Here is a 26932-nt window from a genome sequence, read left to right on the forward strand (position 1 = left end):
CAACCGGTGGCCATCGTGGTGCCGTGCCATCGGGTGATCGGCGCCAACGGTACTCTCACCGGCTATGGGGGCGGGCTACCGCGCAAGCGCTGGCTGGTGGAGCATGAGCGGGGGCTGGTGCAGGGAGAGCTGGCGCTCGTCTAGCTCGGGCTGGGTCGGCTCAGGCCTCATCGGCCAAACCTTCCAGCAGTTTGCTCAAGAGTTCGCTCAGCGCCTGCTGCTCTTCGCGGCTGAGGGCGGTGAGCATACTGGCCTCGTTCGCCACGTGGCGGGGAATCATCTCTGCCATCAGGGCCATGCCTTTCTCGGTCAGCGAGACCAGGGTGCCGCGTCGATCCTCGGGGTTGGGCGAACGAGCAATCAGACCCGCCTTTTCCAGTCGGTCCAACCGGCTTGTCATTCCCCCCGACGAGATCATCAAAGTCTCGAACAGCTGCGTCGGTCCCAGGCGATAGGGTGGGCCCGAGCGGCGCAGCGTGGCCAGCACGTCGAATTCGCCGGCCTGCAGGCCGTACTCCTTGAAGAAAGCTTGCAGCCGCTCCTGGGTGAGCTGCTGCGTGGTCTTCAAATACCCCACCACCTCCATCGGCAGCAGATCGAGATCGGGCATTTCCTGTTGCCATTGGGCAATGGCCTGCTTGACACGGTTCATAGGCAGGATTATCTTTTCATCAAGATACTTTTCGGCAAGATTCTTTTTGCCGTGCTATAGGAGCCGATCATGACCAACTCAGCGACATCGCGCAACCACACCGGCTGGTATGCCCTGGCTTGTCTGCTGCTGGTCGGCAGTCTGCTGGCGCTTTCGCTGGCCGTCGCCAAGCTCGCCGACGATGCCGGCGCGCCGCGTTTGAGTTTCCTGATGGTGGCCGTGACCGGCGCCGGTTTACTGCTGCTGGCACTGGCGGCGCTGCAGCGCCAGCCGATGAGGCTCGACCGGCGCATTCTCGAGTACGCGCTGGTCTCGGGCGCGTTGTTCGCCCTGCCCAATGCGCTCGCCTTCCTGGCGGTGCGCCACGTGGGGGCCGGTTTCATCTCGCTCAGTTTTGCCTTGCCTATCCTCGTGACCTGGGTGCTTGCGGTGGGGCTGGGCATGGAGCGCATCAATGCCCTGCGGTTGCTGGGAGTGCTGTTGGGGCTGGCTGGCGGGGTGTTGCTGGCCTGGGCCAAGGCCGGCGGCATGCAGGGAGCCCAGGGCTGGGCCGTGCTGGTATTGACGATTCCGCTGATCCTGGCGCTGGGGAATGTCTATCGCACCCTGCGCTGGCCCGGCGGGACGGGAGCGGTTTATCTGGCCGCGCTGATGCTGCTGGGCGGCGCGCTGACGCTCGCTCCCTTTGCGCTGGCATTCGAAATGCGGGAGGCGTCTCAGCTGCTCGGTACGAAAGTGATTGGGCTACTTCTGCTCGAAGGCATGGTCTTCACCGTGCTCTATGTCCTCTTCTTCGTGCTGCAAAAGATCGCCGGGCCCGTCTACCTCAGCCAGATCGGCATGGTGGCGGCGCTGGTGGGTACGTTGATAGCCGTCCTGCTGCTGGGCGAGGCGGTGCCTCCCTATCTGGGCCTGGCGGGAGTGCTGGTGCTGTCGGGCTCTATCCTGTTCCACCGCGGCGGCGTTGGCCGCGAAACGCCGCGGCTAGCCACGGCAAAGCCCTGATCAGGCTAGAATCGGATTGACTCCCAGGCTCAGGGGCTAGACGCTGCCCTCCTTCTCGATGACGAGTACCCGTGCTTCGCCGACCGGGCAGGCGACATGTTCGGTGCCTACTGAGGCAAAGAAAATGTCGCCAACCTCCAGCAGTCGGGAGTGCTCGCTACCCTCGCTGCGATACCGCATTTCCACCTGGCCATCGAGTACCACGAAGACCTCCTCGCCGTCATTGACGTGCCAGCGATAGGGCTGGTCGGTCCAATGCAGGCGAGTGGTGATACCGTTCATGCTGGCGATGTCCTTGGCGCCCCAGGCGCGCTCTGCGGTGAAGTCCCGGCTTCGGGTGATCTCCATGCTTTGTTGTCCTTCTTTTTGCGGAAGTTTCACGGCGGCTTCAGGCGGCCAGATGTGCATATTGCATGAGAACTCATCCAGCGGACAAATTATCTAAATTAAGCTGTGGTTGATGGCAAAGTGCAGTGTTTCATTATTTATCTGCTATCTTTCATTTTCAGCCGGGATGCGTGTTTATCTGATACATAATAAACACAATCCCTTATTTATAGCGGATTATTATGATGCTTGATCTATTGTTGCTCCGTAGTTTTGTAACGATCATCGAGGAGGGGAGTTTTACTGCCGCGGCCAACCGGTTGCATCTCACCCAGCCCGCGATCAGTGGGCACCTGCGCCGCCTGGAATCACAGCTGGGTAAGCCGCTGCTGCAGCGAACGACGCGAAGTTTCCAACTGACGCCGGAGGGAGAGAGCCTGCTGAGCTATGCCCGAGCCATGTTGGCCCTCAATCGCGATGCCTTGGCTCAACTGACGAGCTCTTCCTTTCATGGCTGCCTGCGCCTGGGAGTGGCCGAGGACCTTGCCAATGAGCGACTAATGACGACGCTGAAGCGTTTCATGAAGCGTCATCCTCTGGCAGACGTCGAGGTGCGCGTTGGCATTCCATCAGACCTGCTCACCTCGATGCGCCAGGGCCACCTCGATATGGTACTGGGGGCACAGTGCGTTGAGCAGGAGGCTGGCATCTGTCTCTGGCGGGAGCCCCTGGTCTGGGCCTGGGCCGAGGGTGAGTCTTGCGAGCTTCCTTCACCGTTGCCCCTGGCTCTCTTTCCCGAGCCCTGTCCGTATCGGGAAATCGCCCTGGCGGAATTGGCGATGGCGGGAATTGCCCAGCATACCGCCATGCTGTGCATGAGCGGAGCTGGCATGCTAGCCGCCGCTACCAGCGGTTTTGCCATCGCCCCCATGCCGGTAAGCCAACTGGCACCGGGGCTGGTCGCCCTTTCGCCCGAGCATGGGTTGCCATCGTTGCCGGATGTCGAGGTCAGGCTGGTCAGCGCGGCCAGCAACGATGAGCAGGGTCTGCTGGCGGCATTGACGGATGCCCTGGTCACCGAACTGGCTCCGGTGTGGAGGGCCGAGACGGCTTGATGTCATCGTCAAGGAGGCGTCTGGCCTGTCGATTCATCGTGTTGTCGTTCGATCTCTCATCAGGCAGCCATGAAGCTGCGCTTACCAGGAGAAACTGCCATGCAATACATGCTGATGTGCTGTATCGACGAGGCCCTGTGGAACGGCCTGCCGGATGCCGAGCGTGATTCGGTCATGAATGACTATAACGCCCTGATCCAGGAGATGGTCACCAGCGGACACTACCGCGGCGGTGCCCGGCTGCAGTCGGTGGATTCGGCAACGACCCTGCGCGAGAAGAACGGCAAGGTGGTGACCCTTGACGGCCCCTTTGCCGAGAGCCGCGAGCAACTGGGCGGTTTCCACGTGGTGGAGTGCCGCGACCTGGATGAAGCCCTGGGGTGGGCCCGGCGTATTCCGCCGTTGAGGGTCGGCGGCTCGATCGAGGTGCGCCCGGTGGATCCCGCCTATCGCCTGTAAGGGAGTGCCGTGTCACTGGATGAGCTCTACCGTCGCGAATATGGCCGGGTGCTGGCCAGCCTGATTCGCCGCTTCGGCCACTTCGAACTGGCGGAGGACGCCGTGCAGGCAGCCTTCGAGGCGGCAGTGGTGCAGTGGCCGGTGGAGGGCTGGCCGCCGAATCCTGTCTCGTGGTTGATCGCTACCGCACGTCACAAGGTGGTCGACCAGCTGCGTCACCAGCAGATGCGCGAGCGCAAGAGCGATGAGCTGAACCAGTATCTTTCACTATTGCTCGAGCGTGATCTCGAAGCCGAACCGCTGGACAGCCTGCGCCTGATCTTCGCCTGCTGCCACCCGGCCCTGGCACGACCCGCCCAGGTGGCGCTGACGCTGCACACCCTGGGTGGGTTGCGCACCGAGGAGATCGCCCGGGCCTTCATGGTGCCGGTGCCGACTCTGGCGCAGAGGCTGGTGCGGGCCAAGGCCAAGATCCGCGACGCCGGGATTCCCTTCGAGGTACCGGAGGACTCGGACCTGGATGAGCGCCTGGAGTCGGTGCTGGCGGTGATCTACCTGATCTTCAACGAAGGCTACGCGGCCAGTTTCGGCGATGACTGGGTACGTGCCGACCTCTGCGCCGAGGCGATCCGCTTGGGGCGGATGCTGGTGCGGTTGCTGCCGGCGGAGCGCGAGGTGCGTGGCCTGCTGGCGCTGATGCTGCTGCACCATGCCCGCCGCGATGCGCGTACCGACGAGGCAGGGGATATCGTGCTCTTGGAAGACCAGGACCGCGGGCGTTGGCACGCCGACGAGATCGAAGAGGGGAGTGCCCATGTCCAGATAGCACTGCGTGGCGGCGTGCTCGGCAGCTATGCGGTGCAGGCCGCCATCGCGGCACTGCACGCCCAGGCAGCGACACCGGAAGAGACTGACTGGCGGCGCATTGCCGCGCTCTACAGCCTGCTGTATGCCATCCAGCCCACGCCCGTGGTGGCGCTCAACCGGGCCGTGGCGATCGCCATGGCCGATGGGCTGGAGGTGGGCTTGGCGCTGCTCGAGAAGATTCATCTGCCCGGTTACCACCTGCTGCCGGCTACCCGTGCCGAGCTGCTGCGCCGCCTGGGTCGCCACGACGAGGCGAAGGTTCACTATCGACAGGCGCTGGAGCTGGTGACCCATGGGGCTGAGCGACGTTTCCTCGAACGCCGTCTGCAAGAGGTGACAAGTCAGCCATCAGCTGTCGATCTTGCCTCTGCCGGTTCGAAAGAAGCATGAGGCCCGCCTGGGGCTATCTACCTTGATCACATAGGAGACACCACCATGAGCTACGTCGATGGATTTGTCCTGCCGGTTCCCGAAGGGAAGCTCGATGCGTATCTGGAGATGGCCCGGCGCGCCGGCGATATCTGGCGTGAGCACGGCGCGCTGGAGTACGTGGAGTGCCTGGCCGATGACGTCAAGCCGGGAGAGCACACCTCCTTCCCCCAGAGCGTCAAGCTGGAGCCGGGAGAGACGGTGATCTTCTCCTGGATCCTTTACGCCTCCCGGGAGGCGCGCGATCGTATCAACGCCAAGGTGATGGAGGACCCTCGCATGGCGGACATGATGGACCCCGCCAATCACCCCTTCGATGGCAAACGCATGATATGGGGCGGTTTCACGGAAATATTGCGACTTCCTTGAGCCTGACCCGGAACCGCCATGCCTGTAGTCGCCATTTCTGGAGCCGCCATTCCTGGCATCAAGGGTGGAAGGCGTAACCGGTGGAAGTGTCAGCGGGGGTCACTCCTCGTCTCTTAGATGCTGGCGGGCCTCCTGGGCGCTCTCGTAGATATGCGGTGCCACGGCGCGCGCCTCCAGGGCATGGCCGAGCTTCCTGCGCATGAAGCTGCTGGTGGTATAGCGGGTGACCCGATGATAGAAGCGGTGCTCGAGGTCGCTGACCATGGCCGTGTACTCGGCGAGCAGGGATTCGTCGATACGGAAGTGGTCATAGTTGACCACGGCAAACACCTTTCGACCTAGTGGCGCCAGGCAGGCTTCCACGGTATCGCGGATCGTGGCGATATCTTCCCGAGACGTGACCTTGAGGTTCTCGAAGTTGATGAACAGCACGTCGGCGGCCTCGTCGAAGTGGAAGCGTTGCGCCAAGGGCAGCTCCAGCAGCAGCTCCCGAAGGCCCATGGGGGCGGTGCGGAAGATGCGTTCATCCATCACCCTGGGTGGCGTGGGCATCAGCGGCTTGAAATCCATCAGGGACAGGATGTCACGCTCCAGGTCGACGCCGGGGGCGATCTCGATCAGTTGGATGCCCGCCGTGGTGAGTTCGAAGACACAGCGTTCGGTGACGTAGTGCACCGGCTTGCCGTCCGCTGCGGCAAGCTGGCCGCTGAAGGTGCGGTGCTCCACCTCAGTGACGAACTTGTGCATGCCGCCCTCGGGAAGTCGCAGCGCGCCATCGATGATGGCGAGTGCCTCCTTCGCGGCCACGAAGGTGCCCATGAACACCACCTTGCGGGCATTCTGGCTGATGTTGATGAAGCCTCCGGCGCCCGCCAGGCGAGTGCCGAACTTCGAGACATTGACGTTGCCTGCGGCATCGACCTGAGCCATGCCCAGGAAAGCGATATCCAGGCCACCGCCGTCATAGAAGTCGAACTGGGCCGCTGGTCGATGATCGCCTGGGTGTTGAGCGCAGCGCCGAAGTTGAGCCCGCCGGCGGGCAGGCCGCCGATCACGCCGGGTTCGGCGGTCAGGGTCAGCAGTTCCAGGATGCGCTCTTCGCTGGCCACCGAGCTGATACCCTCGGGCATGCCGATGCCCAGGTTAACCACGCTGTTGGGAATCAGTTCGAAGGCCGCTCGCCGGGCGATGATCTTTCGGGCAGAGAGCGGCAGGGTTTCGGGAACGGCCATGGGGGCCTTGATTTCGCCGGAGAAGGCCGGGTTATACGCGGTGCTGAAGGTTTGCCAGTGATGTTCCGGCTCATCGCAGATCACGATGCAGTCCACGAGGATGCCGGGTATACGCACGTCCTTGGGGTGCAGGGTGCCGCGCTCGGCGACTCTCTCCACCTGGACGATCACCACGCCCCCCGAGTTGCGTACCGCCGTGGCGATGGCCAGCGACTCCAGCACCAGGGCCTCGCGCTCCATGGTCACGTTGCCCAGGGTATCGGCGGTCGTGCCGCGCAGCAGTGCGACCTGCAGCGGCAGGGCCGGATAGAAAAGGTACTCCTCGCCATTGATGGGCAGCAGCGTGACTCGCTCCTCCACGGTCGCGTCGTTGATCTTTCCACCGCCCAGGCGCGGGTCGACGAAGGTGCCTAGTCCCACCCGTGTCAGGGTGCCGGGCTTGCCGGCGGCGATATCGCGGAACAGGTGCGAGATCACGCCCTGGGGCAGGTTCCAGGCCTGGATGCGCCCCTCGATGGCCAATTTCTGCAGTGCCGGCACAAGCCCCCAATGTCCGCCGATCACCTTTGCCACCAACCCCTCGTGGCCAAGGTGATTGAGCCCTCGGGCCTTGCCATCCCCCTGACCCGCCGCATACATCAGCGTGAGGTCCCGCGGCTGGCCGGTCTTGAGAAAGCGTTGTTCCAGCGCGACCGCCAGATGCTCGGCAAAGCCGATGCCGACGAAGCCCCCGGTGGCCACGGCATCGCCATCGCGGATCAGCTCGACGGCCTCTTCTGCGGTGACGACCTTGCCTTTCTCGTTGAAGGGGCGACGGGACAGCAGCGGGTGAGTCTGGCGGTTCATGGGCTTGGCTCCTGTTGTTGTCCCGATACGTTATCACCGGAGGTCGTCTTGTGGTGATAGCCTCATGGCAGAGTTCGAGGCCGGGTGCCATCCTGAGGGGACACCCTTATAGCCGAACGCCGGTATTCGAGGAGGCTTATGAAACTGCCACTGTTCTGGCGCTACCTGGCGTCACTGTGTCTGGGCGGACTACTGCTGCTTGGCGCGCACGTTGCCGGCGCCCGTGAACTTGCCGCCGAACCCGGGGATATGGTCGAGGTGGAGATCGCCACCGTGGGCGTGGCTGGCTTTGGTGGGCCGCCGGTGGTGCTCTTGCGCGAGCCGGGCACCCAGGATGTCATCCCTATCTTCATCGGCCCCAACGAGGCCGCTGCCATCCTGCACGGTCTGGGCGGCGAGCGGTCCCGGCGCCCCATGACCCACGAGCTGCTCGGCGACGTCCTCTCGGGCGTCGAGGTGACCCTCGAGCGGATCTATGTCGATGCCATCGTCGACAACACCTTTCTCGGTATGCTGGAACTGCGCGTCCAGGGCCGGGATGAACCGGTGCGAATCGACAGCCGGCCCAGCGATGCCATCGCCCTGGCGCTGTATGCGGGAGCGAGCATACATGTCGCTCCCCAGGTGCTGGAGGCGGCGCGGCAGATCGAGTACGAAGGATTGGACGATCAGGTGGTGGCCGCCTTGGGTATCACGGTGACCCCAGCGGATGACGATCTGCGCGAAGCGCTCGGCTTGCCCGATCGTGAGGGTGTGTTGGTCAGCGACACCCATGGCCCCGCCGCAGAAGCCGGTATGGAACCCGGCGCCCTGATACTCGAGGTGAATGGCGAGGTGCCGACCACACCCATGCAGTTTCTCGAACTGGTGCGTGACACTCCCCGGGGCGAAGATGCCCAGCTTCGCTACTGGCAGGAGGGGGAAGAGCACGAGCTGGAGGTCTCCACCGACGTGCCGACACCCCGCGCGGTGCCCCGCGAGCGCCTGGAAGAACCCGGTATCCAGGCGTGAGTTTTCTCGGTTGTCAACTCACCGCCGCCAGAAACGTCTGGCGGCGGTGCTATCACTGAAAGGTGGGGTTAAAAGGTTTCCCACTCGACTTCGGCGACTGAGTGACGCTGTGGCTTGGTGGGCTTGCGGTTTTCGAGAGAGGGTGCAGATCGGGTCGAGAGGAGCTGTGCCGGTGATGAAGAGGCTTCCTCTCCCAGCACGAAGGTCCCGATCAAGGCGTTAAGGCTCTCTGCATGATGACGCATTTGAGTGGCGGCGGACGAGGTTTGTTGAACCATGGCAGCATTCTGCTGAGTCATGGTGTCCATTTCAGCCACGGCCGTATTGATCTGACCGATACCAGAATTCTGCTCCCGAGCACCGGCACTGATGTCGGCGATGACATCGGTAACTCGCGCGACGCTGTTGACGATCTCTTGCATGGTAGTCCCCGCCTGCTTGACGATGTTGCTCCCCTCCCGAGTATGAGAAACGGATGCGTCTATCAGCATCCGGATTTCCCGTGCTGCATCTCCACTTCGACTGGCCAGAGTGCGGACTTCCTGGGCTACCACGGCGAAACCGCGTCCGTGCTCACCGGCCCGTGCTGCTTCAACCGAGGCATTGAGTGCCAATATATTGGTCTGGAAGGCGATACCATCGATCAGTGTAATAATCTCACTGATGCGACTGGCAGAGGTGTCGATATCGGTCATGGTTCTCTCGACACTCTTCATTGCAGTTTCCCCTTCACGGGCCACCGATGCCGTAGACTGAACCAGCTGATTAGCCTGCTCGGCCGACTCTGTGCTGTGATTGACCGTGGCTGTGATTTCCTCCATGGAGGCGGACGTTTCTTGAAGGTTGGCTGCGGCCTGCTCGGTACGTGTGGCCAGCTCATCGCTGCCTTGAGCAATTTCCTCTGCGGCCTGGTGTACGCTGGTGGTGCGGCGGCGCACATCAAGCAGAGTCTCTTGCATCCGTGAGACGAAGGCGTTGAACTGGGATGCCAGTTCGCCTATCTCATCGCGACTCTCCACTGTCAGGCGGCGGGTCAAGTCGCCCTCTCCCTTGGCAATGTTGCGCATGGCCTCGGCAGTGCGGCGGATGGGTTGCACGGTTTGACGTACCATCCAGGCGGTAATTGCTGCGACAATCAGAAAGATGAGGGTGCCTATTAATGCCGAGGTAGTGATGGAGCTGTGTAGCGCACCAGCGGCTCTGATCTCGGCCCCCTCCATGGCGGCATCGATATCGGTAACGTAGACACCGGCGCCGATCATCCAGTTGAACTCAGGCACCTGAGTGGCGTAGGAGTACTTCGGCTCGATTGTATTGGTCCCAGGGTATTCCCATGGATATGCATAGTAGCCACCCCCCTGGCGAGCTACTTCGATCATATCGCGTATCAAGTAAGCTCCATCAGGTGTCTGTATACCGCTCATATCGGTGCCTTCTCGCTCGCGGCTATAAGGCAGCACGATGTTGGTGCCGTTATATTCGTAAGCGAAGACGTAATTATCACCCTCAAAGCGAATGGCACGGAGGATATCGGCAGCGCGGCTGCGTTTCTCGCTATCATTCAGGCTGCGATCCTGCAGTATTGGCTGAATAGCCGTGCGGGCGCTTTCGACCACATCGCGCACGCCGGCCTGACGAGTCTCGATGAGGAGCTCGCGTTGCTGGGCAAGGTTGGCTTGGCTATCCTGAATTCGCCCGAAGGCATCGGTGATAACCAGGGCGGCAGTGGTCAGCAGCAATGGAATCAGTACCAGCGCGAGGATGCGGGTTTGAAGACTAACCATGAATGAGGTCTTGCCTGGGGGTTCGGTCATTCTGGGGTTCCTTCTCATACCAAGGTAAGCGGGATTGGGCGGGATGCCAGAGCTTAACTTCGACTGAGAAGGAAAAATCTGTAGATGGCAGGCCGCCCCAAGGGTGTGGCTCGATGTCGCGGGCGGGTGTGGGAGTGGGCCTGCAGCTTGTCTGCACTCGGTAGCTGTAGGCGCCAGCCCTCCCTGGCTGGCGCTGTTCCCTTAGAAGGTTTCCCATTCCTCTTCGACGGGGCGAGTCCGGCGCGGCTTCGGGTCCGTGGCAGGCCGTGGCAGCGCGGCGCGTTGACCCGACGATGGACTATGCTTCTGCGTTTCCGTTTGGTCGGCACTGTCGTTGCCCAGGATGAAAGTGCCCACCATTACACTGAGGTGCTGGGCGTGGCGGCTCATATCGGCGGCTGCAGTGGAGGTCTGTTGCACCATGCTGGCGTTCTGCTGGGTCATGGTGTCCATTTCGGCTACGGCGGTATTGATCTGGCCGATACCGGTGTTCTGCTCTCGGGCCCCGGCGCTGATCTCGGCGATGACATCGCTGACGCGCGCCACACTGGTAACGATCTCGCGCATAGTATCGCCAGCTTGCTTCACGATATTGGTGCCCTCACGCGTGTGGGTTGCGGAGGTATCGATCAGCCCCCGAATTTCACGGGCAGCATCGCCGCTACGGCTGGCCAGGGTGCGCACTTCCTGAGCGACCACGGCGAAACCGCGGCCGTGTTCGCCAGCCCGGGCTGCTTCAACAGAGGCGTTCAGCGCCAGGATATTGGTCTGGAACGCGATGGCGTCGATCAGCTTGATAATTTCCGTGATGCGACCCGAGGAGGCATCGATGTCGGCCATGGTGCGCTCGACGCGCTGCATGGCGCTCTCACCTTCACGAGCCACCTGGGTAGTGGCCACGACCAACTGATTGGCCTGCTCGGCTGACTCGGCGCTGTGGTTCACCGTGGCAGTGATTTCCTCCATGGAAGCGGAGGTTTCCTGCAGGTTGGCAGCTGCCTGCTCGGTGCGGGTGGCCAGCTCATCGCTGCCCCGGGCGATCTCCTCGGCAGCCTGGTTCACGCTGCTGGTGCTTCGACGGACATCGCGCAGGGCTTCCTGCATGCGTGAGACAAATGCGTTGAACTGAGTGGCGAGCTCACCGATTTCATCTCGGCTATCCACTACCAGGCGTCGGGTCAGATCGCCTTCCCCCTTGGCAATATCGCGCATGGCTTCGGCGGTGCGGCGAATCGGGCGCACGGTGCGTCTCACGAGCCAGATGGCGACTACCGAAACGACGAGGAAGATCAACAGTCCCGCCAGGGTGGAGGCCAGAAGAGAGCGACGCAGCTCGTCAGAGGCCTGGGCCTCAGCATTGACCATGGCGGCATCGATTTCAGTGGCATAGACCCCGGCACCGATCATCCAGTCGAATTCCGGCACGTTGGTGGCATAGGAGTACTTGGCTCTATCGTGCTGGTGCCCGGGTGCTCCCACGGATAGGCGTAATAGCCGCCTCCCTGACGCGCGACATCGATCAAGTCACTGATGATGTAAGCCCCATCGGGAGCCTGGACGCCGAGCATGTTCGTGCCTTCCCTATCGGGCATGGGGGCAGTGACTACATTGAGGCCGTCAAAATGGTAGACGAATACGTAGTTGTCGCCTTCGAAGCGAATGGCTCGCACGATGGCGGCGGCCTGCTCCTGGCGCTCGGCATCGCTGAGGCTGCGGTTAAGCAGTACTGGCTGGATAGCCGAGCGGGCGCTTTCCACCACGTCACGCACGCCCGCCTGGCGAGTCTCGATGAGCAGTTGGCGCTGGCGTTCAAGGGAGTCATGGCTGCCCTGGATGCGGGTGTAGGCGTCCAAGGCCACCAGAGCGGCAGTGGTCAGTAACAGTGGAAGCAGAACAAGAGCCAGGATACGGGCCTGCAGTCCTCGCCAGATCGAAGCTTTTGGAGCCGGTGTTGTCATAGGTTGATGTCTCACGGGAGTGCTGGATGAACGGAAGCAAGCACTCACTAACATCGGCCTGGCAAGGCGCTACTTTAACTCGATGGTCTGCGACCATGGTCGTGCAGGCGGGTCAGCCCCTCCTGGGCGGTTGAGGCCACCAGCCGACCATCCCGGTCATAGATGCTGCCGCGCGCGAAGCCCCGTGCCCCACCGGCCCAGGGGCTATCCATGTCGTACAGCAGCCAGTCGTTGATCTTCACGTCGTGATGGAACCACAGCGCGTGGTCGAGGCTGGCGATCTGCAGCCTGGGATCGCGGAAGTTGATCCCATGAGGGACCAGCGCCGTGGTCAGCAGGTTGAAATCCGAGCTGTAGGCCAGCAAGTAGCGGTGCAGTGCGGGGTCGTCGGGCATATCGCCGGTCAGTCGAAACCAGAGCCGCTTGCGTGAGGGCTGACCCGTCTCGGCTTCGTCTCCCAGGTGGAGAAACTCGATGGGGTGGCCGGGAAAACGTTCCAGGCGAGCCGAGGGATCACTGTCCAGGTTTTCGGGAAGCGTGACCTTTGGCATGGCCATCTGGTGGGCCATGCTCTGCTCGCTGCCATGGAAGGAGGCACTGCAGAAGAAGATCGGGCGTCCTTTCTGGATGGCGGTGACGCGTCGCGTGGTGAAGCTGGCGCCATCGCGTACGGCATCGACCTGATAGACTACCGGGCGATGAGGGTCGCCGGGGCGCAGGAAGTAGCCGTGCAGTGAATGAACCTGCCGCTCGGCATCCACTGTTTGCGTGGCGGCCGATAGCGCCTGTCCGAGTACCTGGCCGCCGAACAGCTGGGGCAGGCCGAGATCCTGGCTGTGGCCGCGAAACAGGTTTTCCTCGATCTCTTCCAGGCCGAGCAGGGCAGCGAGGGCATTCAGGGCGTCGCTCATGGGAATCCTCAGGGGCGTATCATACGATTGTTTAATAGCATCAGCATACACGGAGTCAGAGCCGATGCGCAGTGACGAGTTCTACATGCATCGGGCGCTGGATCAGGCCCGGGAAGGGCTGGCTGGCGGCGAGGTGCCGGTGGGCGCGGTAGTGGTGGATGCGTCTGGTGACATCGTTGGAGCCGGCTACAATGCGCCAGTGGCGTGCCATGATCCCAGCGCCCATGCCGAGATTCGTGCACTGCGGGACGCGGGAGCCCGGCTGGGAAACTACCGGCTCGACGGCTGCACGCTTTTCGTTACCCTCGAACCCTGCCTGATGTGCACCGGGGCGATCATCCACGCGCGCCTGGCCAGGGTCGTCTATGGTGCGGCGGAACCCCGAACCGGCATGGTGGAGTCCAAGGCCAATCTCTTCGTCCAACCCTGGCACAACCACCGGGTGCAGGTGGAAGGCGGGGTCCTCGCCGCGCGAGCGTCACAACTGCTCAAGGCATTCTTCGAAACTCGCCGTGAGGCGACCAGGAATGACGACTCATGATCCGGCAGCAATCAGTTCCGGTGCGGCCATGACCCGGTTGCGCCCCTGGGCCTTGGCGCGGTAGAGCGCGTCATCGGCGGCTTGCATGAGAGCATCCAGTTCGAGAGCACCTTCCAGCAGGGTGACCGCACCGATACTCACCGTCAGCCTGCTGCCATCATGATGGCGAAGGTTGGCGTCATGCAGCCGCTGGCGTATGGACTCGGCGATGCCATAGGCTTCGTCAGCAACCTTTTCAGGCAAGCAGGCCACGAACTCCTCACCGCCGTACCGGGCGAACAATCCTCCATGGGCTTCCGTGGCCTGGCGTCCGATCTCTCCCAGTTGGCTGAGGTAACGATCTCCAACCAGATGGCCGAAGTGGTCATTGATGCGCTTGAAGTGGTCGATGTCGCAGATAAGGATGCTCAGTGGCCGAACTTGTCTGTTCGCCTTCAGCGTTTCCATGAAAAGCCGTCTATTGGGCAGCCGGGTGAGTTCGTCGTGGCGTGCCAGCCACTCTATCTCTTGCTGTAGCTCGGCTCGGGTGCGCATTTCGCGGCGAAGCTCAACATTGGATGAATGCAGTGTCCGGTGTTGCCGGGCCAGGCTGCCGTAGGCATAAAGTACGAGATACAGCAGGTAGGCCAAGGTAAGGCCGATGGTGAGGCTGGCGATGGGATAGCGGTCGTGACGCTCCAGCAGGCTGGCACGGTCTGGTTGGACACTGAGGCTGAGAGGCTGGCCTGCCACGTCCAGCAGGGTCTCGAACTGCCAGGGGCCCAGTGGCGTGCCGGGGGTCTGACTGGCGAGAACTCGCTCTCCTTCGGCAAGGACAAGGGCGGTGCGCCGTGTGTCGACTTCGTTGAACAGGGTTTCTGCCAGGATCGGCAGGCTGACCACCATGGCTACAGCGCCCAGGGTGCGATTGGCATCACGTGATATCGGCAGATAGTGAATGATGCCAGGGACGCCCTGCAGTAACTCGATGACATCGGTGCGGCCCACCTGTTGTTCAAGCAGTGCCCGGCTCACGGCTTCGCGACCGGCTGGCTGTGCATCGAACAGGCGTGCGCCGATTATCCCGAGGTTGATCGTGCTCTGTGGATAGACGAGCAGGATTTCGCTGTCCGGATCGATGAAGGCGATGTTGAGGAAATAGCGAAAATCTTCATGGTAGGGTGCTGCCTGCCGGGCCCAGGCTTCCTGGCTGGGAACCTGGTCGAACAGGGTCCAGAAGTTGGTAAAGCGCCTCATGGCGGCAAGATGTTCCTTGATTTCGGATGTCAGTCGATCCGCTAACAGCTGTGATTCGGACCTGAGCTGAGCATGTAGCTCCCGCTCGGTGAAGTTCTTCTGCTGATGCCAGAGCAGCAGGGCAAGCAATGTCAGGATCAGGGACGGCCACAAGGCGCGATGCACGATGGCAGTCTGTGTCTTCCAGCCGGGCAGGGCGGCAAGTACCTGCCCCCCCAGCAGGCCCCAGAGCGCAAGCTGCTCCAATGGGCTTGCCGCATAGCGCAACACGGGATGTGTCGACGTGCTTGTCTGGCCGACAGTCAGTTGGCTGAGCAGCAGCAGCGCGGCGATGCACAGAAGCAGGGGGCCTCCCAGCCGTACCCTGGCTCGAGTGATGCAGGCAGTGGCGAGAAACATCATGGAGAGTGTCATCAGCAAGGGCGGGCGCCATGACTCGAGCTCGAGGCCGAACATGAGACGCTGGCTCCAGGAGTCCCAGGCAGCCAATGGAATCCAGTACGCCGGCAGAATGTAGCTGAGCAGCGCGACCACGAGGGGTGTCAGTGCCATTGCCAGCAGCATCCGGGCCGATAGCCGCCACCCAGCCAGCATGATCAGTTGCGCCAAGGCGACTATCCCGATCAGTACCAGTTGAACGACGGCGTAGGCAGGGCTGTCTCCACCAATCACAAGCAGGGCACTAGCCAGTGCGGCCAGCACCAATGCCGTGCCGGTAATCAGGGCGGCGGGAATGTTCATGTCAAGACGTTCATTGGATAGGCGGCACGATCTCGAACAGCAGGCCGTCGTCATCGACGGCCTCACCGTTCAGTTCATTGAGCTGAAGGTACTGCTGCTGGCTGCGATCCACATAGGTCAGGATCTCGTAATAGCGGCGGATGTTGCGTACGTAGATCACCGGCTCGCCGCCGCGGGCATAGCCATGGCGGGTCTGGCTGTGCCATTCCCGTTTCTGCAACAGCGGCAGGGCTTCGCGGACGTCCTCCCAGCGGTCGGGGTCGCCGTCGAGCTGCTCGGTGATCCGACGGGCATCGTAGAGGTGGCCCAGGCCGACATTGTAGGCGGCCATGGCCATGAATAGTCGGTCTTCACCCTGGATCGAGTCGGGCAAGCGATCCTTGACGTGTCGCAGGTAGCGCGCGCCGCCATCGATGCTCTGTGCCGGATCCAACCGGTCATCGACGCCCATCTCGCCGGCGGTGGGCAGGGTCAACATCATCAGGCCGCGAACGCCGGTGGGGGAGGTGGCCTCGGGGTCCCAGTGCGACTCCTGGTAGCCCAGTGCCGCCAGTAGTCTCCAATCGAAACCGGTGTTGCGGGCGCCTCCCGAAACAACGCCGTATAGTCGGGCAGGCGCTCATGCAGGTGGGCGATGAAGACCCGGGCTCCTACGTATTCCAGGTAGTCGTCGTGACCGAAATGGCGGTCGACCAGCTCGTCGAGAACGCCTTCTTGCTGCAATTGCTGAAGGAAGCGATTGGCCTCCTGCTGCAGGCGCAGGCCGCCATGTGCTGGGAAGGCCCAGGCCATGGAGAGTGGCTGGCCGATGGTGAAGCCGCGCTCGACGCCGGGAAAGAAGATGCGGTTGATCCGGAACTGATGGTCGTAGACCACGGCGGCATCGAGATTGCCACTCTCCACGCGGCTGAGCAGTTCGGGGACCTCGACGTCGGGCGATTCACGCCAGCCAAGTTCGGGATATTCAGCCTGCAGTTCGCGCAGGGCCTGGTCGGCGCCAGAGCCGCGGATGGTTCCGATCTCCAGGCCGGCCAGGCCTTCCGGTTCGTTGACTGGCGGCAGGCCGCGCCGATAGACCAGCACCGGCTGCAGGTCGAGAATCGCCCGGCTGAAGATCAGGCCTTCCAGCGTCGGATCCAGGGGCAGCGTGGCGGCCCCAGATCCCCTTCACGGCGCACGGTGTCGATCACGCTCATGATGTGGTGGCTGGCGTCCAGGGTCAGGCTGACGTCGAGGTGGTTGGCAAAGCGGCGCATCAGCTCGTACTCGAAGCCGGTCGGGCCATGGCGGCCTTCATAGTAGGTAGTCGGCGTGTTTCGCGTGTGCACGCTGAGAAAATCCCGCTCGCGCACGGCCTGGAGAAGGTCGTCTGGCGGGGTGAAGTGGCGGTAGGGCATCAGGTACAGTATGACACCCAACAGCAGCAGGGCAGCAAGGCGCAGACGGCGCTGCGCTTGTCGACTCATGGGTTCGGGCATTTAGGCGACGATCGGCGATGAGGGCTTTACGATAACGTTACAAGGAGCCGGTGTCATCCGGCGGATTTCGCCCCACCCCTGCTTTCCAGTATCATGTTCGCTTTCTGCGCCGCGTATGCGGCCCCTTCCTACGCTTGCTTCAGAGGCTCCAACGACATGCTCGAACTTCGAGGCGCGCCTGCCCTTTCCGCTTTCCGTCATGACAAGCTGCTGGCTGCCCTGCGCGCGCGGTTCCCGAGGTCGAGTCCCTGCACGCCACCTATGTGCATTTCGTCGATCACGACGGCGAGTTGTCCGACGATGAGCGCCAGGTGCTCGGTCGCCTGCTCGACTATGGCATTCAGAGCGGTGGCATCCAGGGCGATGGTACGAGTGATGCCGGCGTCGAAGGGCAGCTGTTTCTGGTGGTGCCGCGTATCGGCACCCAGTCCCCCTGGTCCTCCAAGGCCACCGATATCGTGCACAACTGCGGCCTTGCGCAGATCCGTCGCCTGGAGCGGGGCATTGCTTATCGTGTGGTGCTCAAGGCGCCGATGTCCGAAACCGCCTTTACCGCCATCGTGGAGGCCCTGCACGACCGCATGACCGAGAACGTGCTGGCCGACGCATCCGACGCCGCCAGGCTATTCGCCCATCATGAGCCGGCACCGCTGGGCCAGGTGGATATCCTCGATGGCGGACGCAGTGCCCTGGAGACGGCCAACGGCGAGCTGGGGCTGGCCCTGGCCGAAGACGAGATCGACTACCTGCTGGCGGCCTTCCAGGAGCTGGGGCGCAACCCCACCGACGTCGAGCTGATGATGTTTGCCCAGGCAAACTCCGAGCATTGTCGCCACAAGATCTTCAATGCCGACTGGGTGGTGGACGGTGAGCCGCAGTCGCACTCGCTGTTCAAGATGATCAAGAACACCTTCAATGCCTCGCCGGACGACATCCTCTCGGCCTACAGCGACAATGCCGCGGTGATCCGAGGCAGCGAGGCGGGGCGCTTCTTCCCGGCGCCGCTGGCCGGCAAGGCTGCCGAGCGTGCTATCTACGGCGCACGGCACGAGCCGATCCATATCCTGATGAAGGTGGAGACCCACAACCACCCCACGGCCATCGCCCCTATCCCGGGGCCGCTACCGGTGCCGGTGGTGAGATCCGTGACGAGGGCGCCACCGGCATCGGCGGCAAGCCCAAGGCAGGCCTCACCGGTTTTACCGTTTCCAACCTGCGCATTCCCGAGTTCGTACAGCCCTGGGAGGCTTTCGACTACGGCAAGCCGGACCGGATGCAGTCGGCGCTTTCGATCATGCTGGAGGGACCCATCGGCGGCGCTCCTTCAACAACGAGTTCGGGCGCCCCAACCTTGCCGGTTACTTCCGCACCTTCGAGCAGGATGCCATGGGCGCCGGGGGCATCGAGCGCCGTGGCTACCACAAGCCGATCATGATCGCCGGCGGCTACGGCAACATTCGCGATAGCCATGTCCAGAAGGGGGAGATCCCCGTGGGTGGCAAGCTGATCGTCATGGGTGGGCCGGCCATGCTGATCGGCCTGGGCGGCGGCGCGGCTTCCTCCATGGCCTCCGGCACCTCGAGCGCCGACCTCGATTTCGCCTCGGTGCAGCGCGAGAACCCGGAGATCGAGCGTCGCGCCCAGGAGGTGATCGATCGCTGCTGGGCCCTGGGCGAGAACAACCCCATCCGGTTCTTCCATGACGTGGGCGCCGGTGGCCTGTCCAACGCACTGCCGGAGCTGGTCAAGGACGGCAATCGTGGCGGGCGCTTCGACCTGCGCGCCGTCCCCAACGCCGAGCCGGGCATGAGTCCGCTGGAGATCTGGTGCAACGAGGCCCAGGAGCGTTATGTGCTGGCGGTGGCGCCGGAGGATCTCGAGACCTTCGATGCACTCTGTGCCCGGGAGCGCTGCCCCTACGCCGTGGTCGGCGAGGCCACCGAAGCCCACCACCTGGAAGTGTGCGACGGTCATTTCGACAGCCGGCCGGTCGACCTGCCCATGAGCGTGCTGTTCGGCAAGCCACCGAAGATGCAGCGCGAGTTCGAGCGGGAAAGCCGGGAGCTGTCGAGCGTGATGCTCGACAACCTGGACCTGCGTGAAGCCATGGAGCGCGTGCTGCGCCTGCCCACCGTCGCTTCCAAGGGTTTCCTGATCACCATCGGCGACCGCAGCATCACCGGCATGGTGGCCCGCGACCAGATGGTCGGCCCCTGGCAGGTGCCGGTGGCCGACGTGGCGGTGACCACCGCCAGCTACGACACCCATACCGGTGAGGCCATGGCCATGGGAGAGCGGCCGCCGGTGGCATTGATCGACCCCGCCGCCAGCGCCAGGCTGGCAGTCGCCGAGGCGATCACCAACCTGGCAGCGGCGCCCATCGACAAGCTGGGTGACATCAAGCTTTCCGCCAACTGGATGAGCGCCGCCGACCACGTCGGTGAAAACCAGGCGTTGTATGACGCCGTCCATGCCGTGGGCATGGAGCTCTGCCCGGCCCTGGGCATTGCGATTCCGGTGGGCAAGGACTCCATGTCGATGCGTACCGCCTGGACGACGCAGGATGCCAAGGGCGAGCCGGAAGAGCGGAGTGTCACCTCGCCGCTCTCCCTGGTCGTTACCGGTTTTGCCCCGGTCACCGATGCCATGGCCACCCTGACACCGCAGATCAACCTGGAGCAGGATGAGTCCGATCTGATCCTGATCGACCTGGGTGCGGGCAAGAACCGCCTGGGCGGCTCGGCCCTGGCCCAGGTCTATGGCCAGGTGGGTGACGCCTGCCCCGACCTGGACAATCCGGAGGACCTCAAGGCATTCTTCGCGGTGATCCAGGGCCTCAACCGCGACGGCAAGCTGCTGGCCTATCACGATCGCAGTGACGGCGGGCTTCTGGTGACGTTGCTGGAGATGGCCTTTGCCGCCCATGCGGGCCTCGAGATCAAGCTCGATTGGTTGATCGACGAGCCGGCCGATGCCGTGGATGCGCTGTTCGCCGAGGAGCTCGGTGCGGTGATCCAGGTCAACCGTCAGTATACCGAGGAGGTGCTGGCCCAGTTCGCCGGCGCGGGCATCGAAACCTGTGGCGTCATCGCCCGGCCCCGCTACGATGACCAGGTGCGGGTGACCCTCTTCGAGGAGCCCCTGCTGGAAACCACTCGGCTGCTGGCCCAGCGCACCTGGGCAGAGACCAGCTACCGACTGCAGGCACTGCGGGACAATCCGGAGTGCGCCAAGAGCGAGTTCGACGGCCTGCTCGACAGCCGCGATCCTGGCCTGTCCGCCAGCCCCTCCTTCGACGTGGACAAGGATGTCGCAGCACCCTTCGTCAACCTCGCCCGGCCGGCGGTGGCAGTCCTGCGTGAACAGGGCGTGAACGGCCAGTTGGAGATGGCCTGGGCCTTCGATCGTGCCGGCTTCGAGGCCGTTGACGTGCATATGAGCGATATTCTCGAAGGGCGCGTCGGCCTCGAGTCGTTCAAGGGCCTGGTCGCCTGCGGCGGCTTCTCCTATGGCGACGTGCTGGGCGCCGGCGGTGGCTGGGCCAAGTCGGTGCTCTTCAACGAGCGGGCTCGGGAGCAGTTTGCCGCCTTCTTCGCCCGGGATGACAGCTTCGGCCTGGGTGTCTGCAACGGCTGCCAGATGTTCGCCCAACTGAGGGAGCTGATTCCCGGCACCGAGAACTGGCCGCGCTTCGTGCGCAACGAGTCCGAGCAGTTCGAGGCGCGGGTGGCCATGGTCCAGGTAGAGAAGAGCCCTTCGATCCTGCTGGCCGGTATGGAGGCTCGCGCCTGCCCATCGCCGTGGCACATGGCGAAGGGCGTGCGGAATTCCGCGACAGCGCCCACCTGCGCAGCATGCAGGTCAGCGCCCAGGTGGCGCTGCGTTATGTGGACAACTACGGCCAGGTGACCAGCCACTACCCGGCCAACCCCAATGGGTCGCCGTCCGGCATCACCGGGCTGACCACGCCGGACGGCCGGGTAACGATCATGATGCCGCATCCGGAGCGGGTGGTGCGTGCCGTGACCAACTCCTGGCGACCGGCTGAGTGGCGTCAGGACGGCGCCTGGATGCGGTTGTTCCGTAATGCCAGGGTCTGGCTGGGCTGAGAGGCCTCATCGTTGTCGGAGCAGCTTCAGCTCGCGACTGGAGGCCGAAGGCCTCCCGGCGGCGGTGACCGGCGTTGATGATGGCGGATAACGCGGCGGCCTCCGCCGGGACCTGCTGGGTCTTATGCGTAATCAGAAAACGAGTGAGGCGACCGTCAGGTCGCCTCACTCGTTTTTTGTGGCTGGATGTTCAAGCAACGTTCAGGACGCCATCTTGGTCAGGTCCAGGCAGCTGCGGCTTCCCATGAAGCCCTCAAGCACGGCGTGTTCCGCCTGCTTCTGCTTGATGATGACCGAGAGGGCGGGGTAGAGCGCCGGTATGGCACTGGCCTCGCGGAGATGCCGGTGGAACCGCAGCGAGTACTCGGCATCGGTAACGGCCTGGGCCAATACGTCATTGGCCATTTCCGGGCTACAGATGAAGTAAGGCTGGGCAGCGTCGGGCTGCTCGCCGCTGTTGGGCAGGTCTGTCAGCCCAAGCTGGCGGGAAACGCGCTGAAGCTCTTCGATGCGCATCTCGCACTGGATGCCCAGCGATGCCATCAGGCGGCTCACCGAGGTATCGAAGGTCAAGAAGCTGAAGGCGAGCTGGCGATAGCGAGAGAGCTCGGTTTTTTCATGGGCCTCGGCCAAGGTCAACAGTTCGTCCAGTACCAACACGAGCCTGGCGATCTTTGTTCTAGTTTCAGGCATGGCAGTGTCCTCTAAACGGGGTATGAGCGACAGCGCCCTCCCCCCAAGGAGACTGACGATCTCATTGCCCGTTTTACATGATCTATATCAAGTGCTGCGACGTTTTTAGGCGCTGCAGCAAGGATTCCATTCGCTGAGTATGACGAAAATCATGACTGCCATTCCCCCATGCCGGGTGAGTGGGTTACGGCTTTCGTCTGACACGGCTTTGAGTGCTCACTATAGTCGAGCGCTGGAAAAGCTGCCTGCAGAGGAGTGAAACGAATGTTTGAAAACGGGCCTGGCTGGCGTCAAACTGCTTGAAAGTGCTTGAGAGGGAAGGCGATATGGAAAAGGAAATTTTTTGTGACCGAGTGATGCTCTCTTTTGCGGGTCATGTGGCCGAGGTGACCCTGAATCGCCCGAGAGAGCACAATGGGCTTGACTGGGCAATGATCGACGGCCTGCTTGCGGTACAGCATCGCCTCACCGAGCTCGACGGCCTGCGTGCCGTGGTGCTCCTGGGCGAGGGCGAGAGTTTCTGCGCCGGCCTCGATATGACCGCCATCATGACGCAGCCCCAGCGACTGCCTTTGCTACTGGAGGCCGATGAGGAGGGCATCAATCCGGTACAGCGCCTGGCGCTGGGCTGGCAGGACGCCGGGGTGCCGGTGATCGCCGCCCTGCATGGCCACGTCTACGGCGGCGGCCTGCAGATAGCCCTGGGTGCGGATATCCGGGTGGTGCATCCCGCTGCCAGGCTCGCACTGCTGGAGATCGTCTGGGGCATCATTCCGGACATGGCCATCAGTGTGACGGCGAGCGATATCCGTCGTGACGTCCTGCGCGAGTTGGCCTGGACGGGGCGCAAGGTGGATGGGGCCGAAGCCTGGCGCTCGGCATCGTGACCCGGCTTGCCGATGATCCGAAGGTAACCGCCCGGGCTATTGCGGCTGCAGTGGCGTCGCGCTCACCGAAGGCGGTGGCTGCGGCCCGCGAGCTTTTCACGCTTGCCCCTGGGCTGCCGCAGCGCGAGCGGCTTGCACTGGAGGCGCGCCTGCAGGGCGGCCTGCTGGGCGGGGAGGAGCAAATGGAGGCCGTGGCCGCCCGCATGGAAGGCAGGGAGTCCGATTTTTCCTGAGGCCGTGTCAGCCTGACGATGGCTACGGTGGCGGGGTAAGATTGCGCCTTTATGCCGCCACGCCTGGCCTGCCCATGTCTCTGCCTCCCACTGCCTCGCTGCCTGACCGACAGCCCGTGTTGCGCCCCTATCAGCAGGAGGCGGTGAGGCGGGTCGTCGAGCACTTCCGCGCTGGCCATGAGCCGGCCGTCGTGGTGCTGCCCACCGGCAGTGGAAAGTCGCTGGTCATCGCCGAGCTGGCCAGGCTTGCCCGGGGGCGGGTGCTGGTGCTCGCCCATGTGCGCGAGCTTGTCGAGCAGAACCACGCCAAGTATCTCGACTATGGACTCGAGGCCGATATCTTCAGCGCCGGCCTGGGCCGCAAGGAGAGTACCCGCCAGGTGGTGTTCGGCTCGGTGCAGTCGGTGGTGCGCAGCCTCGACCGTTTCGAGGCCAAGGACCACCCCCGTGGTGGTTTCACCCTTCTGGTGATCGACGAGTGTCATCGCGTCTCCGCGGACGAGGACTCGAGCTACCGCCAGGTGGTAGACCGGCTGCGCCAGCACAACCCGAGCCTCAAGGTCCTGGGCCTTACGGCGACGCCCTATCGGCTGGGGCAGGGGTTCATCTACCATCGTCACCATCACGGCATGGTTCGGGGTGAGGCGAACAGTTTCTTTCGCGACTGCGTCTTCGAACAACCCCTGCGGTTGATGGTCAAGCAAGGCTATCTGGCGCCACCGACTCGCATCGATGCGGCGGTGGAACGCTATGACTTCTCTGCGCTGCGGCCTGCCGTCGGTGGGCTCTATGCGGAAGATGAGCTGAATCGCGTGGTGGCATCCAGCCGTGCGACCCCGGGGATCGTCGCCGAAGTCATCGAGCGTGCCCGGGAGCGGCAGGGCGTGATGCTGTTTGCCGCCACGGTGGCCCACGCCGAGGAGGTGCTCGGTTACCTGCCGGCCGGTGAGGCGGCATTGATTACTGGCGGGACGGGCCCGCGGGAGCGCGAGGCGGTCATCGCCGCGTTCAAGGCCAGACGGCTCAAGTTCCTGGTCAACGTCGCGGTGTTGACCACCGGCTTCGATGCGCCCCATGTGGACCTGATCGCCATCCTGCGGCCCACCGAGTCGGTGAGCCTGTATCAGCAGATCGTCGGGCGAGGCCTGCGGCCTTCGCCGGGCAAGCGCGACTGCCTGATCCTCGACTACGCCGGTAACCCCTGGGACCTCTACGCACCCGAAGTGGGCAGCCCCAGGCCCGACTCCAACGCCGAACCGGTGCAGGTCGAGTGCCCCGCCTGCGGCCACGCCAACCTGTTCTGGGGCAAGCGTGACGGCGATCGGGTCATCGAGCACTTCGGCCGCCGCTGCCAGGGGCTTGTCGATAGCCGGCAATGTTCGTTTCGCTTCCGCTTCAAGGTGTGTGGCGACTGCGGTGCCGAGAACGACATTGCCGCCCGGCGCTGCCATGGTTGCGACACCCTGCTGGTGGACGCCGATGACAAGCTCAAGCAAGCGCTGCGCCTGAAGGATGCCCGGGTGCTTCGGGTCAGCGGCATGCAGCTCGAGGCGACCGTGAACGGCCGCGGGCTGCCACGCCTCAAGGTGACCTATCACGATGAGGATGGCGCCACGCTGGTGGAGTGGTTCGCCCTGGAAACCCCGGCTCAGCGAGGTGCCTTCGCCGCGGCCTTCCTGCGCACTCATTTGCGCGCCCCCGGCACCCCCTGGTGGCCGACCTCGCCGGAGGAAGTGGTGGCGGAGCAGCGGCGCCTGAGGGCGCCGGACTTCGTGGTCGGGCGCAAGGTGGGTCGCCATTGGCAGGTGCGAGAGAAGCTCTTCGACTATCGCGGGCGCTATCGCACCGCCGAGGCGGCGGAATAGAGCCAGGCAGCGGCTCGGGGCTACTCCGGCGGCAGGCTTGCGAGGAGGCGCTGTAAACCCTTCCCTGGGCGCTACCGATTCCCTGCTTCGCTTTCGCATCCTGCTCCGCTTGCAGGGCCGGTGCTGGCCATCCATGGCCAGCCCGTTCGAAGCAGTGCTTCTCACCCCTGGAATCGGACCTCCTCTTCAGCCTGCCCCCGGCGCCCCTCGTTGCAGCTGGGTCCGCGGTGCTGTTTCTCGTACCGCCATCTTGCTAGACTGCCCCGTTGATCGACTCTTCCCCCGAGAGGCCAGCCCCGCGTGAGCGAGACGCCCCAGACGGACGCGCCCGAACAGCGTGACATGCCGGATGCCGCCGTTCCCGCGGAGGCCCTGGCTCGGCTGTTCGACGAGCCGATCACCGAGCTGCCGGACGATCTCTACATTCCACCGGAGGCGCTGCGGATCTTCCTCGAGGCCTTCGAAGGCCCGCTGGACCTGCTGCTCTACCTGATCCGTCGACAGAACCTGGATATCCTCGCCATCAACGTGGCTGCCATCACTCATCAGTACATCGAGTACGTGGAGCTGATGAAGGCCATGGAGATCGAGCTGGCCGGGGAGTACCTGCTGATGGCGGCGATGCTGGCCGAGATCAAGTCGCGCACCCTGCTGCCGCGTCCGCCCAAGGCGAACGGTGACGACGAGGAGGAGGACCCGCGGGCCGAGTTGATCCGTCGTCTGCAGGAGTATGAGCAGCTCAAGAGTGCCGCCGAAGCGCTGGCCGGGCTGCCGCGGGTAGGGCGCGACTGGTTTCCGGCCCAGGCAGCGCTGCCGCCGCTGCAGTCGCGGGTGCTCCACCCCGATGTGGAGCTCGATGAGCTGCTCGGGGCCCTGGCTGGCATCCTGCGGCGCGCCGAGCTTAATCAGGCCCACCATATCGGTCGCGAGACACTCTCCACCCGGGAGCGCATGCTGGCGATCATGGAGCGGCTGACCCATGAGCACTACACCCCTTTCGAAGCGCTGTTCACGCTGGAGGAGGGCCGGGCCGGCGTGATCGTTACCTTCATGGCAATCCTGGAGCTGGCCAAGGAGGCGATGATCGAGATCGTGCAGAATGCACCGCTGACGCCGATCCATCTACGCGCACGAGCGCCGCGGGACGAGGCAGGTGAGGCGGCCTTTGACGATGAGGGAGTCGATATCGAGAGCCCCTTTGAAGCCGAGGGCTCATTTGAAGAGCAGATCGAGATGCCGCAAGAGGGTGCGAGATGAGCGCCATTGAGCTGCCCGACAGCCTCGATGACATTCTCGAAGCGGCCCTGCTGGCGGCGGCGGAGCCGCTGTCGCTGGAGCGCCTCGAGAGCCTGTTCGACGAGAACGAGCGGCCGGCGCGGCGTGCCCTGCGCGAAGCACTGCTGCGCGTGGAAGGGCGCCATCAAACCGGGGCCATGGAGCTGCTCGAGACCGCTCCGGCTATCAACTGCGTATCCGGCCGCGGCTCTCTCCCTGGGTCTCCCGTCTATGGGACGAGCGCCCCCAGCGCTATTCGCGGGCGCTGCTCGAGACCCTGGCACTGATCGCCTACCGACAGCCGGTGACCCGCGGCGACATCGAGGAGGTGCGGGGCGTGGCGGTGAGCAGCTCGATCATGCGCACCCTGGCCGAGCGCGGCTGGATTCGCGTGGTCGGCCACCGGGACGTGCCCGGTCGGCCGGCGGTCTATGCCACTACCCGCTCCTTTCTCGACGATTTCGGACTCAAGACCCTGGACGAACTGCCGCCCATGCACGAACTCAAAGGGGTGGCGGAGCCTTCTTCGAGGACGAGGCGCCGCCACCGCCCAGCCCCGTGCTGGCCCAGGCCGATGAGCCGGAAGAGGGCGACGAGGAGAGTCCCGGCGACCAGGACGAGCAGGGTATTGCCGCGGCGATCGGCGAAGCGCATGAAAGCCACGATGAGACAGCGCTGGCGGTGAGCCAGGAAAGTGGCGAGAATCACGACACGACGGCCGGGATGGCCGACGCGACACACGCCGGGAAGGCGTCCGACAGGCCCGGGCTGAGCTTTGCCGATCTGGAAGCCCCCTGGCCGAACGTGCCCGCACCAGCGTCGATGATGACGGCGGAGCGGGGGCGGAATTCACACCCGAAGAGAAATCTGACGAATCAT

General features: G+C 63.6%; 20 protein-coding genes and 5 pseudogenes. 15 read left to right on the forward strand and 10 right to left on the reverse strand.

Annotated features, from left to right (window positions below; genetic code table 11):
- On the forward strand, positions 1–144 hold a 144-nt coding region (locus Q427_RS04590), incomplete at its 5' end, for a methylated-DNA--[protein]-cysteine S-methyltransferase (protein ID WP_043511447.1).
- Positions 145–160: 16 nt separating this feature from the next.
- Here Q427_RS04590 and Q427_RS04595 read toward each other — a convergent pair.
- On the reverse strand, positions 161–652 hold the full coding sequence (locus Q427_RS04595; protein WP_043511449.1) for a MarR family winged helix-turn-helix transcriptional regulator: 492 nt from the start codon (positions 650–652) through the stop codon (positions 161–163).
- A gap of 69 nt (positions 653–721) precedes the next feature.
- On the opposite strand from Q427_RS04595, the gene Q427_RS04600 reads away from it, so the two are divergent.
- Positions 722–1657, forward strand: coding sequence for a DMT family transporter (locus Q427_RS04600; RefSeq protein ID WP_051496122.1), 936 nt, complete (start codon positions 722–724; stop codon positions 1655–1657).
- Between the two features lie 36 nt (positions 1658–1693).
- Here Q427_RS04600 and Q427_RS04605 read toward each other — a convergent pair whose 3' ends face one another.
- On the reverse strand, positions 1694–2005 hold the full coding sequence (locus Q427_RS04605) for a cupin (protein ID WP_043511451.1): 312 nt from the start codon (positions 2003–2005) through the stop codon (positions 1694–1696).
- Between the two features lie 224 nt (positions 2006–2229).
- Between Q427_RS04605 and Q427_RS04610 the strand changes: the two genes are divergently transcribed.
- The 4 genes from Q427_RS04610 (at position 2230) to Q427_RS04625 (ending at position 5223) form a co-directional block, all read left to right on the forward strand.
- A complete protein-coding gene (locus tag Q427_RS04610) occupies positions 2230–3099 on the forward strand; it encodes a LysR family transcriptional regulator (protein WP_043511454.1) in 870 nt (289 codons plus the stop codon).
- Between the two features lie 99 nt (positions 3100–3198).
- Positions 3199–3558, forward strand: a complete 360-nt coding sequence (locus Q427_RS04615; RefSeq protein WP_043511455.1) for a YciI family protein — start codon at positions 3199–3201, stop codon at positions 3556–3558.
- A gap of 9 nt (positions 3559–3567) precedes the next feature.
- A complete protein-coding gene (locus Q427_RS04620) occupies positions 3568–4815 on the forward strand; it encodes an RNA polymerase sigma factor (protein WP_051496123.1) in 1248 nt (415 codons plus the stop codon).
- A gap of 45 nt (positions 4816–4860) precedes the next feature.
- Positions 4861–5223 (forward strand): DUF1428 domain-containing protein, encoded by a 363-nt coding sequence (locus tag Q427_RS04625; RefSeq protein WP_043511457.1) that lies wholly within the window; start codon positions 4861–4863, stop codon positions 5221–5223.
- 617 nt (positions 5224–5840) lie between these two features.
- Here the strand turns inward: Q427_RS04625 and Q427_RS04630 are convergent.
- The gene (locus Q427_RS04630; RefSeq protein WP_231613408.1) at positions 5841–7301 is read right to left on the reverse strand and encodes an acyl CoA:acetate/3-ketoacid CoA transferase; all 1461 of its coding nucleotides are present in this window, start codon (positions 7299–7301) and stop codon (positions 5841–5843) included.
- Between the two features lie 138 nt (positions 7302–7439).
- Here Q427_RS04630 and Q427_RS04635 point away from each other — a divergent pair, with 138 nt between their 5' ends.
- Positions 7440–8312: a bifunctional nuclease family protein gene (locus Q427_RS04635; protein WP_051496124.1), complete on the forward strand. Its 873-nt coding sequence runs from the start codon at positions 7440–7442 to the stop codon at positions 8310–8312.
- A 68-nt stretch (positions 8313–8380) separates the two neighbouring features.
- On the opposite strand, the gene Q427_RS04640 is transcribed toward Q427_RS04635, so the two are convergent.
- From Q427_RS04640 to Q427_RS04650, 4 genes and pseudogenes are all read right to left on the reverse strand, one after another.
- Positions 8381–10126: a methyl-accepting chemotaxis protein gene (locus Q427_RS04640; RefSeq protein ID WP_043511459.1), complete on the reverse strand. Its 1746-nt coding sequence runs from the start codon at positions 10124–10126 to the stop codon at positions 8381–8383.
- Between the two features lie 201 nt (positions 10127–10327).
- Positions 10328–11533, reverse strand: coding sequence for a methyl-accepting chemotaxis protein (locus tag Q427_RS04645; RefSeq protein WP_051496125.1), 1206 nt, complete (start codon positions 11531–11533; stop codon positions 10328–10330).
- A gap of 9 nt (positions 11534–11542) precedes the next feature.
- A pseudogene (locus tag Q427_RS36005) lies at positions 11543–12138 on the reverse strand (cache domain-containing protein); the annotation flags it as partial.
- A 20-nt stretch (positions 12139–12158) separates the two neighbouring features.
- A complete protein-coding gene (locus Q427_RS04650) occupies positions 12159–12995 on the reverse strand; it encodes an acyl-CoA thioesterase (RefSeq protein WP_043511462.1) in 837 nt (278 codons plus the stop codon).
- A gap of 64 nt (positions 12996–13059) precedes the next feature.
- Here Q427_RS04650 and tadA point away from each other — a divergent pair, with 64 nt between their 5' ends.
- Positions 13060–13536: a tRNA adenosine(34) deaminase TadA gene (gene tadA / locus Q427_RS04655; RefSeq protein WP_043511465.1), complete on the forward strand. Its 477-nt coding sequence runs from the start codon at positions 13060–13062 to the stop codon at positions 13534–13536.
- Here tadA and Q427_RS28625 read toward each other — a convergent pair.
- Positions 13531–15513 (reverse strand): GGDEF domain-containing protein, encoded by a 1983-nt coding sequence (locus Q427_RS28625; protein ID WP_051496127.1) that lies wholly within the window; start codon positions 15511–15513, stop codon positions 13531–13533. The two genes, tadA and Q427_RS28625, sit on opposite strands and share 6 nt — an antisense overlap.
- A 10-nt stretch (positions 15514–15523) precedes the next feature.
- Positions 15524–16991 (reverse strand): annotated as a pseudogene (gene mltF, locus Q427_RS04665) (membrane-bound lytic murein transglycosylase MltF).
- A 156-nt stretch (positions 16992–17147) separates the two neighbouring features.
- Here mltF and purL point away from each other — a divergent pair.
- A pseudogene (gene purL / locus Q427_RS04670) lies at positions 17148–21100 on the forward strand (phosphoribosylformylglycinamidine synthase).
- A 201-nt stretch (positions 21101–21301) separates the two neighbouring features.
- Here purL and Q427_RS28630 read toward each other — a convergent pair.
- On the reverse strand, positions 21302–21793 hold the full coding sequence (locus Q427_RS28630; protein ID WP_155833459.1) for a hypothetical protein: 492 nt from the start codon (positions 21791–21793) through the stop codon (positions 21302–21304).
- A 326-nt stretch (positions 21794–22119) separates the two neighbouring features.
- On the opposite strand from Q427_RS28630, the gene Q427_RS04680 reads away from it, so the two are divergent.
- From Q427_RS04680 to Q427_RS33305, 6 genes and pseudogenes are all read left to right on the forward strand, one after another.
- Entirely contained in the window at positions 22120–22680 is a 561-nt protein-coding gene (locus tag Q427_RS04680) for an enoyl-CoA hydratase-related protein (protein ID WP_231613411.1), read from the forward strand.
- On the forward strand, positions 22677–22913 hold the full coding sequence (locus Q427_RS33300) for a hypothetical protein (RefSeq protein ID WP_231613413.1): 237 nt from the start codon (positions 22677–22679) through the stop codon (positions 22911–22913). Before Q427_RS04680 ends, Q427_RS33300 begins: the two co-directional genes overlap by 4 nt.
- Positions 22914–22987: 74 nt before the next feature.
- Positions 22988–24778 (forward strand): DEAD/DEAH box helicase, encoded by a 1791-nt coding sequence (locus Q427_RS04685; RefSeq protein WP_051496130.1) that lies wholly within the window; start codon positions 22988–22990, stop codon positions 24776–24778.
- A gap of 300 nt (positions 24779–25078) precedes the next feature.
- Positions 25079–26035, forward strand: a complete 957-nt coding sequence (locus tag Q427_RS04690; protein ID WP_051496129.1) for a segregation and condensation protein A — start codon at positions 25079–25081, stop codon at positions 26033–26035.
- Positions 26032–26558 (forward strand): annotated as a pseudogene (scpB, locus tag Q427_RS04695) (SMC-Scp complex subunit ScpB); the annotation flags it as partial. The gene Q427_RS04690 and the pseudogene scpB, both read left to right, overlap by 4 nt.
- Before the next feature lie 53 nt (positions 26559–26611).
- A pseudogene (locus tag Q427_RS33305) lies at positions 26612–26932 on the forward strand (hypothetical protein); the annotation flags it as partial.

The sequence above is a fragment of the Halomonas sp. BC04 genome, assembly GCF_000568385.1.